Genomic DNA, 12,505 nt, shown 5'->3' with positions numbered 1-12,505 from the left:
TCGTTTATGCATGCTTAGTAGCGTGGTCACTGTCTTTACTCGTTGGTTGTTCGGTGTCTCTGGACAGCGGGCTTTGCGGTAATGTGCCTGCTGCTTTTGAGCGACGCCTAGCGTTCGCTGCGATCGTGGTTATGCTCGCCAATCCATGTATCGCGGTCAATCACAATCTTGCGATTGTGAAAAAGTTCGCAGGGTAGCGTGCCGATGAGACACTCAGATGACGGGCCACCCCGGCGTTTTATTCCACCGGCAGACCATCTTGCAGAATGCGCAGCATATTCAGGCCCATGACTTTGCGGATCTCCGTTTCGGTGAAGCCGCGATTGAGCATCTCGGTGGTCAACAGGATCAGCTGCGAGGTGTCGAAGGGCGCTGCAATGGTGCCATCGTAATCCGAGCCCAATGCCACGTGGTCTTCGCCGATGAGATCAATGCCGTAACGGATGCCATCGACGATAGCCGCGACGCTCGTGTCGCAGACGGCGGCATCCCAATAGCCGACACCGACGATCCCGCCGGCGTCAGCGATTTCGACCATCAGGGCATCGCTGATATTGCGCGGTGTGTTGCAGTGCCCCTGAAAGCCGGTGTGGCTAACAATGACAGGCTTGTCACTGCGCGCCAGTACATCCCGAACCACGGCTTCGGAGCTGTGCGCTACGTCGATAATCATGTCGAGAGCCAGCATGGCGTCGACCGCCTGTTGGCCGAACTCACTCAGGCCGTCGCCGGTCTCGCCGTGCAGCGATCCGCCCAGCTTGTTATCAAAGAAATGTTGTAAACCCACCACACGTAGGCCGGCGTCGTATAGCACCTGGATGTTCGCAAGCTCACCATCCAGCGCATGGCCGCCCTCGGTGCCGAGAATCCCACCGACCACGGTTTCCCCGGCTTCGCGCCGCGCCAGCAGACGCGCCAACTCGGTACGACTGCGCACCAGCTGCACTTTTTCGGGATGCTCCTCGGCGAGTATGTGCAACTTGTGTGCTTGGTACAGCGCTCGCTCGGTGAGGCTACTCCAGGTGGCAGGCGGCCAGCGTTGGGCAATGGCCAGCAAGGTGATGTTGTCTGAGGTGTCCGTGGCATTGCGTTCATAGTTTTGTCCGGACGGCGACTTGGTCACGGACGTGAAAACCTGCAGGGCGACATTGCCGGCTACCAGGCGTGGCAGGTCAACGTGTCCCCTGTCTGACGCCTGGGTCAGGTCACGTCGCCACAGTGTGCTGTCACTGTGCAGGTCGCCAATGAACAGCTCAGAGTGCAGCGCCCGAGCAGCGTCGCTGATCTCGGGTTCAGGGCCCGGCTGGATAACGTTCATGCCGCGCTCTATTTGCGCCGGTGCCAGCGCGAAGAACAACAGAAGGCCAGCCAGCACTAGCGCCATGACCACAGACAGTGCAGTTTTCATCGATGGATTCCTTGAGCAAGTGCAGGGAGCTTATCAGCCAAGGTACAGCGTTGCATGAGGTTACGCCGGAGGGTTCACCCAATTAGCCTTGTTCTGTTGTTAAAAAATGCGACATTTACTAGAGTCTGTGTTCCGCAAAATTGACAATAAAAAGGATAAACCGTGTTCAGACGATCGCTGATAGCCGTGGCCTGTGTCGCCATGGTGGCCTGTAGTGACTCTTCAGACAACAATCCGCCGCCGCCGGTAGAACCCATCGAGCCCGTGGTGCCCGACGTGACTCTGAGTGCTGAGATCCGTCGAACAGAGTTCGGTATTCCCCACATTAAGGCCGATGACTGGACCAGTCTGGGCTACGGCTTTGGCTATGCCTACGCTCAGGATAACTACTGCGTCACACGGCGCGAAATTGTTTTCGCGAGTGGTCGTTCAGCAGAGTTGTTTGGCGAGGAAGAGGGCAGTGTGGAGTCAGACTTCCTGTTTCGCTACCTCAACGGCAGTAAAGAAGAATTTGAAGAACGGTTTGTCAGTCAGTTACCCCAGTTTGCCCGGGATTTGGCCGAAGGTTACGCGCGCGGTATGAACCGCTACCTTGAGGAAACCGGTGTTGAGAATCTGCCGGAGGGCGATCTTGGCTGTCGCAATGCCGCATGGGTAACACCGTTTGATGCGACAGACCTGTTTTTCTTCCTGCGCCGCGAGGCCCTGCGCGGCAGCTCCGACCAAGGGTTGGTGCGCTCTGCACTGCTGAGCGTTGCAGGTCCAGATGGCGGTAATGCCGCCACCCCTTCGGCGCAGGGACTGGAGAAGGTGGCTGCCTCTGCCGCCATAGCCACGCTGCCGCTGCGTAACCTTGACCAAGGCAGTAACGCGTTGGCTATCGGCAGCGAGTCCACGCAGAACGGAAGTGGGCTGTTGTTGGGCAATCCGCACCAGCCCTGGTTTGGCGCCGGCGCCTGGTACCAGGCGCACCTGACGTTGCCCGGCGAGTACGATGTAGCCGGCGCAGCCCTGCACGGATTTCCTTTCATCGGCATTGGGTTTAATAAGGATGTGGCCTGGACCCACACCGTATCGTTGGCGAACCGTTTCAGTTTTTATGAACTGAAACTCAACCCCGATAACCCGCTTCAATACGAATTCGATGGCGAACTGCGCGACATCGTGCCGCAGGACGTGACCATTGAGGTATTACTGCCCGATGGCACGCTGGAGTCGCGCAGCTACACCTTCTATGAATCGCACTTTGGCCCCATCGTGAACCTGAAGAGCGTGAGCAGTCTGTTGGACGGTTGGCCGCTCTTCAATGGATCGGTGTTGGCATTCCGCGACGCCAATATTCTGACGGGCATTCGCGGTATTCAGCAGTGGATTACCAAGGGGCAGGCTACCAGCCTAGACGAGTACATCACGGCGCTGGATGAGGTCGGAAACCCGGTGTTCCACGAGTTTGCCGCTGATCGTAATGGCGAAGCCTTCTACGGCGAGATTTCCGCGATCCCCTTCGTTACCCAGGCTCAGCTGGATAGCTGCGTCAACGGCATCATTGGACCGCTGCTGGCAGAGGCAACTACCAACGTTATTATCTCATTGGACGGATCAACGTCTGACTGTGAGTGGGGCGATGACCCGGCTGCGCCTGAAGGCAGTAACTTATACCCCGCAAACTTGTTGCCGCAGCTGCGGACACGCGATTACGTGGGCAACAGCAACAACAGCTACTGGCTCAGTAATCCGGCCCAGCCGCTGGAGGGCTTTCCCACTATCATGGGTCCCGTGGGCTACGAGGGTCTGCAGCAGTTCCTGCGCACGCGTATAGGCCACCTGATGGTCGAGGAGCGCAAGAACGCCACCGATGGTCTCAGTGAGACGCCCCTGTTCGACTTGGAGACGCTGAAGGGCCTGATGTACGCCAATCGCGTGTATGGTGCTGAAGTGGTTCTGGATGACGTGCTCCAACTCTGCGATGACGGTATGTCTGCAGACAACCCGGAGGCTTGTGAAGTGCTGTCTCGCTGGGACCGTCGCGTTGATCTGGAGAGCCGTGGTGCACAGGTCTTCAATGAGTTCTGGGCGGGCATCCGCAGGGAATTTCCTGATCCCTACCAGAGTGTGGTGGCCAATGATGAGTTTTGGGCCGTGGATTTCGATCCGGCAGATCCGCTCAACACGCCCTCGGGTATCGATCTGACCGTAGAGGCCAATCGGAATCTGGTCACACGGGTGCTGTTCGAAGCCACCGAGCGCTTGGCGACCCGCGGTTTATCGCTGGATGCCCCTTGGGGTGATCTCCAATTCCTGGAGCGTAACGGCGCGCGCATTCCTATACACGGCGGTGCGGGCACGATGGGTGTGTACGGTGCGATCAGCGCGCGCCTGGGCGACGATGGGTACGCCAACCCGTCCTCGGGCAACAGCTACATTCAGGCGGTCACCTGGGACGAGTCGGATTGTCCGATAGCGGACGTTGTGCTCGTGCCCTCGCAATCCACCGACCCCGAGTCGCCGCACTTTGCCGATCAGACCCAGCTGTACTCCGACAAGCAATGGGTTCGGTTCCCCTTCTGTGAGGAAGACATTACTGCCAACCAGATCGGTGAGACGCTGATCCTGGAGGAGTAAAAAACCACTGGCCTAACCCCTGCGGTTGGGCCAGTCCCCCCGGTGAGTCGTATTATCACTATGACTGACCAACGACTCATCCTAGTGCTTGGCGACCAACTGGGTCCCGACAACCCTGCGCTGCTTGATGCAGACCCTGCCACCGACACTGTGCTCTTCGCTGAGGTCGCAGAGGAGGCCGGCTATGTGCGGCACAACCGCCACAAAATCGCCCTGATATTTGCGGCCATGCGACACGCGGCCACGGCGCTGCGCGACGCCGGTTTCAACGTCATTTACCGCGAGTACTCCGAGGGGGTGCCCTCCTTAAAGGCGGCGGTCGATGAGGCCCTGACGCGAAGCGGCGCAAGCCAACTGTTGTGCACCGAGCCGGGTGAGTATCGTTTACTTGCGGCGATGAGGGACTGGCAGGACACGCTCTCCTGCGATGTCCACATCATTGAAGACAGCCGTTTTCTCAGCTCACGGGCAGATTTTGAGCAGTGGGCCGAGGGTCGGAAACAGCTCCGTATGGAGTATTTCTATCGCGAAATGCGCAAGCGATACGGCATTTTGCTCGACCTCGACGGCAGCCCCGAAGGTGGCAAGTGGAACTACGATGCGGACAATCGCAAGGGCTGGCGCAACCAGGTAGAGATTCCTGTGCGGCAATGGCCTGCACAATCCTCCATAACCGAGGCGGTGATCACGGAGGTGAATGCCGCCTTCCCGAATAATCCGGGCGACTTGTCCCAGTTTTATTGTGCGGTCACTCCCGACGAGGCGCAGCAGCAGTTTCAGTGGTTCTGCCGTGAGGCGCTGGACAACTTTGGTATGTACCAGGACGCGCTGGCCGAGGAGTCCACGCTGCTCTTTCACAGCCTGATCTCAATGTACTTGAACATCGGGTTGCTCAATCCGCTGGCCGTTTGCCAGGCCGTGGAAGCGGCTTGGCGCAAGGGTGATTGCTCGCTGGCATCTGCAGAAGGCTTTATCCGGCAGGTCTTGGGCTGGCGGGAGTATGTGCGCGGTCTGTATTGGCTGGCGATGCCGGAGTACGCAACGCGCAACACGTTTGGCGCGAAAACACCGCTGCCCGATTACTTCTGGACCGGTGACACAGACATGCGCTGCCTGTCACAGGCGCTGACGCAAAGCCTTGACCTGGGCTATGGACACCATATCCAGCGGTTGATGGTGATCGGCAACTTTTCCCTGCTGGCTGGTTTATCCGTGCGCGAGGTCTGCGACTGGTATCTGGCGGTGTACGTGGATGCCTTTGAATGGGTGGAGTTGCCCAACACCTTGGGTATGGCGCTGCACGGCGACAACGGCATGATGGCCAGCAAACCCTATGCTGCCAGTGGCAAGTACATTCAGCGTCAGGGAAACCACTGCGCCCAGTGCCCCTACGACCCTGCAAAAACCACCGGTGAGGGCGCTTGCCCCTATAACAGTCTCTACTGGCGGTTTATAGACCGGCACTCGGAATACCTGACCAAGAATGCTCGCATGGGATTGATCTTGGGTAACTGGCGCAAGCGCGCGCCAGAGCAGCGGGAGGCGATTCTACAGTGGGCCGACCAGGTACTGGCGCACCACGCCCCTAACGCTGCTTAAGCCTGTGCCTGTTGCTGGCACACCGCTTGGAGCAGTACTTCACGTCGTCCCAGTTCTTCCGCCATTTGGCGCGCCACTCGAAGGGGCGGTTGCAGACTGGGCACGTTTTCTGCGGTTTGGGTGAACTCCCCATCAGCTGTCCTGAATGGGCCAGTCGGCGGCGTCAGTAACAAATTCTGGCTGTTGCGGGCGATCGCCGTCCCATTTGGCAGTGAACGTGCCATCCGGGTCATGCTCTTCGGCTTGCTTCTGTAGGTTGAAATGGCGCCCACCCCGGGGGTCGGCGCCGGAGCCTGCAAGGTATTGCCAGTTGCCGTAGTTGCTGGCCACATCATAATCAATCAGATGCTTCTCGAAGAAGGCGGCGCCGTAGCGCCAGTCCAAGCCCAACTCGTTAACCAGACAGCTGGCAGCGATCTGCCGTCCGCGATTGCTCATCCATCCCGTGGCAACCAGCTGGTGCATGAGCGCATTGACCAATGGGAAATTGGTGTCGCCGGCACACCAACGCGCAAATGCGCGCGGCTCGAACGTGCAGTTCACCAGTCGCTTGCGTTTTTTCCCGCCGTGCAGGCGGAACAGATTGATGTCGTCGCGGTAGGCGCGCCAGTGGAAAAATTCGCGCCAAAGCAGCTCGAAATACAACCAGTAGGTGGAGTCATTGGCGGTGTGTTCACGCTCGAAGCGCTCTACCGCGGCTGCCACTTCCCGCACAGACAGACAGCCATTGGCCAGCCAGGGTGACAGAGTGCTGGACCCGGCCAGTCCATTCAGGTCGTTCCGCGTTTCCTTGTACTCGAGTATGGATTGTTCATCGAAAACGAACTGTTGCAAGCGCCGCCTCCCTGCGACGGCGCCGCCACGCACGGGCAGTGCCGTGGAGGGCGCCGCGGTAGCCAGAGGCAATCTGTCGAAGCGCGCTGCCGGGGGTAGCGGTAATTCGGTGGGCGCGGGCCGTGGCCTGTCGTAGCGCACACTGTCTATGGCTTTGCGAAAAGGCGTGAACTGCTGTGGCATATCGGCCACGGCAAAGGGCAGGGCAGATTCTTCAAACAGCGTGTCGGAGCGATACTCGATCAGCGGGATCGCCAGACGCTGGCGCAGCACGTTGCAGGCACGGCGCTCGTAGTATCCGGGCGCCTGCGTGGTGCCCACGCGTGTAATGCCGTAGTCGCGCACCAACTCGGGAATCACCAGTTCCGGTGACCCTTCCAGCACCATGAGGCTTTGTCCCAACGGTGCCAGCTCATCGCGCAGTGCTTGCAGACTCTCCCGCAGGAATCGCTCTCGCTGCTCGCCCATGCCGGTCACATTGCACCAGGGCCGGTTGGTTGGCCATAAATAGACCAGCAACAACTGCTCTGCATCAGCCTGTGCCGCAAGGCCAGGGTGGTCCTGCAGGCGCAGGTCGTGACGGAACCAGTAGAGACTTCGCATGATAAACAGGGTAGCGGTGGTGTGCTTGTTACGACAGGCCGCAATGCGTGGATTTGCCTCAGTGGCTGGTATAACCTGCACAGCCTTTTGACACGATCACCCATGCCAAGGACTAGCCATGAGCGATAACAGCGCCCTGTTTCAACCGTTTACCGTGGGCTCACTGACGCTGCCCAACCGCATCGTAATGGCGCCCATGACACGCAACCAGTCGCCGCAGAACATCCCCACCGATAAAACGGTGGAATACTACCGTCGCCGTGCCGAAGGAGGCTGCGGCCTCATTGTCACCGAAGGCACCTGCCCTAACCACATTGCAGCCAGTGGTTACCCCGGTGTCCCGTATTTCTGGGGCGAGGATCGACTGGCGGGTTGGAAGAAGGTGGTGGACGCGGTACATGCCGAGGGCGGCAAGATTGCTCCACAGATCTGGCACTGCGGCGGTATGCGCAAGGCCGGCACACCGCCCGAAGGGGATGTGAACGGCTACACGCCGTCCGGCATGAATATGCCCGGCAAGGTTTCGCGCCACATCATGACCCAGCAGGATATCGATGATGTGATTAAAGCCTATGCACAGGCTGCCGCAGACGCCAAACGCCTGGGCTTTGATGCACTGGAAATTCACGGTGCCCACGGCTATCTCATTGACCAGTTCTTCTGGGAGGGCACCAACCAGCGCGACGACGCCTATGGCGGCTCACTGGAAAAGCGCAGTCGCTTTGCGGTGGAGGTGATTGAGGCCAGTCGCGACGCTGTTGGCCCTGATTTCCCGATCATTCTGCGTTATTCCCAGTGGAAGCAGCAGGACTACACCGCGCGGCTGGTGGATAACGCCGCGGACCTTGAGACCTTTCTCAAGCCCCTGTGCGACGCCGGCGTGGACATGTTCCATTGCTCCACCCGCCGCTTCTGGGAATCCGAGTTTGAGGGCAGCGATCTCAACCTTGCCGGCTGGACCAAAAAGCTCACCGGTAAACCCAGCATCACTGTAGGCAGTGTTGGTTTGGATGCCGACTTTATCCCTGCGCCGGGCGAAGCGACTTTCAAGGAAGCAGAGACAGCAGGCCTTGACGACCTGTTGAAGCGCCTGGAGGCCGACGAGTTTGATCTGGTTGCGGTGGGTCGCGCAATGATTGCCAACCCCGATTGGGCCAATAAAGTGAAAGGTGAGCGCTCTGACGAGCTCAAGGCCTTTGAAAAAGAGATGTTGATGTCCCTGGCCTAAGTAACGGGCCCTCCCATGAGTCTGTCGCAGCCCGCGCTGCGGCAGGTCTTCTCCAGTAGCAGACCCGCTGGTGACCTGACCGGTTGCTGTCTAGTCCTCAAGAACCCAAAGCGTCGCAATTTTAAGGTGTGATGGCTTTACGTGGGTGCGTTTATCCCATATTTTTGATCCAATTCTGAAACACGCGGTTTGGTTGCGCTCCTTTATATATGCAGTACCGTGCCTTTATCAGTCACAGTCACGACGATGCGAAGTTTGCCGCATGGCTACAGCGTGCACTGGAGAATTGGCGGGTACCGCGACGTTTGCAGCAGCGTGTGGGCTACAGTCGCATCAAACCCATCTTTCGTGATCGTACCGACCTGCGCGCCGCCACCAGCCTGGGTGAGCAAATCGAGGCCGTCTTAACCCACTCAGACAATATGATTGTGGTCTGCTCAGAGGCCGCCGCGCGTTCGGAGTGGGTGGAGCGGGAAATCCTGCGGTATCGTGAGCTGAACCCAGCGGGCCAGATTCTGCCGCTGATTGTCAGTGGCGAGCCCCCGTATTGTTTCCCACGCCCTCTCATTGAAGATGCGGACGGCAATGCCCTTGAGCCCCTGGCCGCCGATGCGCGCAAGGCGGGTGATGGCCGTCGAGACGCCGTCCTGAAGTTGCTTGCAGGTCTGATCGATGTGGATTTCGATGAGCTCAAGCAGCGCGACTTCCAACGTCGGCAACAACGCCTGACAGCGGTGGCGGCCTTATCGGCCGGGGTTGCCGCGGTCACACTGTATCTGGCGTATTTGGCTTACGAGGCCAGGGACGATGCGAATCGACGCAGGGAACAGGCGGACGACCTGATTGCCTTCATGTTGGGTGATTTGCGCGGCAACCTCGAGCCCATTGGCAAGCTGGATATCCTGGATGCGGTGGGCGACAAGGCGCTGGATTACTTCTCGGAACTGGAAGGCGAGGACATCACGCCCGAGGTGGTGCTGAAGCACGCCATGGCCATGCGTCAGATCGGTGAGGTGCAAATGGCGCGGGGCGACTTGTCGGCCGCCTCCGTGGCTTTTGAGCGCTCGCTGGCAGCTCTGGGCTCTATCAGGGACACCCACCCCGAGCCGATCTCAGTGGTGTATGAGATCGCCCAGAATGAGTTCTGGCTCGGCAACGTGGCCTACGAGCAAAATGACGCTGAGCAACGAACTACGCGGCTCAAGAACTATCTTGCAGGCGCGAAGGCGCTGGTTGCGCTCGATCCCAATTCAGTGATCAGTCAGCAGGAGCTGGCCTGGGGTTATGGGAACCTGGGTGTCATCGCCTTGGAAGAAGGTAACTTCGGTGCAGCAGAACGGCACTTGCTGCAATCCCTCAAGGTGCAGCAAGCCCTGAACGACCGATTACCCAGAGCCCAGCAGCTTGAAGAGCAGCAATCTATCTATTCCTGGCTGGGCGAGGCGGCGTACAGGCAGGGCAACGTCAGCGATGCACTCGTCCATTACGAGAACGAATTCACAGCGCTGGATGAAATCGTCCAGCTGTCTGATGACATGCTTTTACGCGAGTTACTGTCATCGAACGGTATGCGATTGGCTTTAGCCAAGCTGTACGTTGGGGATCATCAAGGTTCACTCAACGACAGTGCCCGGGCCTACGAACAGGCGAACGCGCTGAACGAGTACGACCCTGAAAATTTTTACTGGATGCGTGGCCGCGTTCAGTGCGCAACCACCTACAGCCGCAGCCTGCTACATGCCGGTGATGAATCCGCTGCGTTTGCAGTGATGGAGTCACTGGCCCAGCTGCCACGCGAGGTGCGTGACGCCCAGGGCGGGCGCGCTGATGCAGTCATGTCCTATCTCGATGCGGTGTCACAGCGCGCGTTGTCGCAGTGGGCGCTGGGCGATCTGCCCAGCGCCAGAGCCGGGTTGGCAGAGGCGCTGGCGTTTGCACGCGATCAGCCCGAGCCGAATGTAACCATTAATGCCGATGCCTTTGCGCGCCTGTACCTGCTGGCTGCGGAGATTGCCGAGCATTCCAGCGAGGGTGTTCAGGCGCGCGCACTGCGACAGCGCGCGCACGCAGTCCTCCGGCTACCTGAGCAACCGTCTTTAGAACCATCTAGCCGGGTTCTGACCGCGTTGGTGCTGGACAAATTGCAGCTAGAGGGCGCGACTCTAGCCTTCGAAGATGTGCGCAGTTTGGGTGGCGCTGTGGATAGCAGCGAGGCGTTGGCACAGTTGGCCGGTGTCCGTGTACCTGCCAAACCCTGAACGTTTGAGCAGTGCGTTCATTACTGTCAACGCTGGATTTGCAATTGCCCGTATCGAGACTATGGTTGTATCGGAGTTCGGAGAGCACACTTGTTTGCCGCATACTGTCCGAGTGCGATGGATACCGGCGGCACTGAAGAGGAATCGTTACAAATGGAGGATGAAGTCACGATGTCAAACGTAAAACTCAAGGTCACCAGCCAAAACATGTCGAATAACAAGCGTTGGATTCAGGCGGTCGCCAACGACGGAAGCACCACATTTTGGTACAAGTTTTCCGGCGGCAATAAGAACAACGGCAACAACGAATTCGAAGTCGGCACTGCGGATGCGGAGTTCGAGGTCAAGCTCAAAGAGTATGACCCGGACGTGGATGAGGAGGCTAACAACATCACCGATCTGAAGTTTGTCGACTTCATCAATAAATACGACGCTCCTGATATCACCGGCGTTGTTTCGCCCAACGGTAAGCGCATCACGGTGACCGATACCTGCCAGGATGACGGCATCTTTTCATATGGCGCGGTTGTCAATGTCACTTTCGAGGACGCGGCGGGCGCCAGCCAGACGGTGCAGATTACCTGCGACCCGATAATTGTGAACCGTCGTCGGTAGGGCCCTAAACTCTGTATACGCCCGCGCTATTGCGCGCGGGCGCTTTGCGGCCAACAACGCACACGCCCCCTGCAATGCGACTGAGCTCTGCCTTTGCCATCACAGAGCGCACGAGTAGCGTGACAATTGCCCTAGCCGACGCCGGCTAGCGGGAACGGAAATCCGCCCGGAGCATCTGCATCCGGTAGTAAATAACTGCGCACCGCGGCATCGCAGGCGGCATAGCCCCAATTCATGAGCCTCTGTTGCTCCCTCGCATGCTTACCGGACAAGTCAGTCTCGGTGTTTGCCAGCGCCATGGTCTGTTCAAACGGGCAGGGCAGGGTATGAGAGGCCGGGAAACGGCTGATGTCATCACGGATATTCCAGTAGGCACCCTGCCATTGACCCGAACGGAATCCTGCCATCAGCACCCGTTTTCGCAGGGCGCTCACCTGTCTGGCGCTGATATCACTGACCCGCAGTGACTGGTTCAGCCAGTCATATTCTACCGCGTCCTGCGGTGAGGTGGGTGCCGAGGCGTCAGCCACCAGTAAGTTTCCATGCGCCTTCCACACGGCCTCCAGTCCGAGGTTGTCGTACACCCCGCCGTCGGTGAGCTGAATCGTGTTGCGATACTCGGCGGCAGTGCAGTCCGTGCCGGTGCCGTCATCAAAATCATCCGGTTTGAGGGCCAGTATCGCCGGTGACAGGTAAGGCGGGTAGCCCGCTGACGCTGACACTGCATGGGACAGCCGTGTTGTGGGTGAGACCACATAGCCCGTGCGGTAGTCGCCCATGCGCTGCCGTTCAAAGCCCCAGCGCGCCGTTGTGAGCAAGTTGGTGGCATTGATGACGTGGTTAGGAAAGTGGGGGAGTGCCTGGAGCGTAGCGTTGTGCAGGCTGATGGTGTCGATCTGGCCGGCTACATAGGCATTCACACCCCCCTCGATCAGACCCGCTGCGATCGTCTCGGCGTCGATCAGTGTGTGGCGCGTGAGATGATTGATCGCGTCAACAAAGGGTTGGGTGTTGCCAGCGCCCAGCGTGTCCATATTGAGCGCTGCCAGCGCGCTGGTAATAGAGCCGCCAGACACCGACGATACTGTGCCTATCACGCCTTCTCCGGGCGTGTTTTTTACTAATCCGAGTTCCGTCAGGCGCAGGGTGCTGCCTGCATGGAAAAGGGTGGCCCGGTAGCCACCACCGCTCAAACACAGTGCTGTTTCATCCATGCGACGTTCACTTCCCTTGGGTTGGCGAAGGCCCATACAGGGCAGTGTACCCAAGAGTATAGGCCGCACACATGCCATGCCAGTTTTGTGAGACGCAGGGCCCTGTGGCAGTGGGGCGCGATAG

The 12,505-nt window shown here is 58.9% G+C and carries 9 protein-coding genes; 5 read left to right on the top strand and 4 right to left on the bottom strand.

Annotated features, from left to right (window positions below; all coding sequences use genetic code 11):
• Window positions 1–238: 238 nt before the first annotated feature.
• Window positions 239–1,408, bottom strand: a complete 1,170-nt coding sequence (locus IE089_RS14385) for a dipeptidase (RefSeq protein WP_189478534.1) — start codon at window positions 1,406–1,408, stop codon at window positions 239–241.
• Between the two features lie 162 nt (window positions 1,409–1,570).
• On the opposite strand from IE089_RS14385, the gene IE089_RS14380 reads away from it, so the two are divergent.
• Together IE089_RS14380 and IE089_RS14375 are read left to right on the top strand one after the other, a co-directional pair.
• Window positions 1,571–4,030, top strand: a complete 2,460-nt coding sequence (locus IE089_RS14380) for a penicillin acylase family protein (RefSeq protein WP_189478533.1) — start codon at window positions 1,571–1,573, stop codon at window positions 4,028–4,030.
• A gap of 60 nt (window positions 4,031–4,090) precedes the next feature.
• Window positions 4,091–5,629: a cryptochrome/photolyase family protein gene (locus tag IE089_RS14375; RefSeq protein ID WP_189478532.1), complete on the top strand. Its 1,539-nt coding sequence runs from the start codon at window positions 4,091–4,093 to the stop codon at window positions 5,627–5,629.
• Here IE089_RS14375 and IE089_RS14370 read toward each other — a convergent pair.
• Entirely contained in the window at window positions 5,616–5,762 is a 147-nt protein-coding gene (locus IE089_RS14370) for a DUF2256 domain-containing protein (RefSeq protein WP_189478531.1), read from the bottom strand. The genes IE089_RS14375 and IE089_RS14370 overlap by 14 nt on opposite strands.
• The gene (locus IE089_RS14365) at window positions 5,762–7,147 is read right to left on the bottom strand and encodes a DASH family cryptochrome (protein ID WP_229802791.1); all 1,386 of its coding nucleotides are present in this window, start codon (window positions 7,145–7,147) and stop codon (window positions 5,762–5,764) included. The genes IE089_RS14370 and IE089_RS14365 overlap by 1 nt, the downstream gene beginning before the upstream one ends.
• Before the next feature lie 37 nt (window positions 7,148–7,184).
• Here IE089_RS14365 and IE089_RS14360 point away from each other — a divergent pair, with 37 nt between their 5' ends.
• The 3 genes from IE089_RS14360 to IE089_RS14350 all read left to right on the top strand — a co-directional run bounded on the left by IE089_RS14360 (window position 7,185) and on the right by IE089_RS14350 (window position 11,167).
• Complete coding sequence (locus IE089_RS14360; protein ID WP_189478530.1) at window positions 7,185–8,294, top strand: NADH:flavin oxidoreductase; 1,110 nt, start codon at window positions 7,185–7,187, stop codon at window positions 8,292–8,294.
• Between the two features lie 209 nt (window positions 8,295–8,503).
• Complete coding sequence (locus IE089_RS14355; RefSeq protein WP_189478529.1) at window positions 8,504–10,552, top strand: TIR domain-containing protein; 2,049 nt, start codon at window positions 8,504–8,506, stop codon at window positions 10,550–10,552.
• Between the two features lie 90 nt (window positions 10,553–10,642).
• Window positions 10,643–11,167, top strand: coding sequence for a hypothetical protein (locus IE089_RS14350; protein WP_189478528.1), 525 nt, complete (start codon window positions 10,643–10,645; stop codon window positions 11,165–11,167).
• A 131-nt stretch (window positions 11,168–11,298) separates the two neighbouring features.
• Here the strand turns inward: IE089_RS14350 and IE089_RS14345 are convergent, their stop codons facing one another.
• Window positions 11,299–12,381, bottom strand: a complete 1,083-nt coding sequence (locus tag IE089_RS14345; protein ID WP_189478527.1) for a patatin-like phospholipase family protein — start codon at window positions 12,379–12,381, stop codon at window positions 11,299–11,301.
• Between the last annotated feature and the right edge of the window lie 124 nt (window positions 12,382–12,505).

It is taken from the genome of Parahalioglobus pacificus, from assembly GCF_014652275.1.
Taxonomy (GTDB): domain Bacteria; phylum Pseudomonadota; class Gammaproteobacteria; order Pseudomonadales; family Halieaceae; genus Parahalioglobus; species Parahalioglobus pacificus.
Note: the sequence above shows the minus strand (reverse complement) of the source record. Positions and strands in the feature narration are given on the sequence as shown.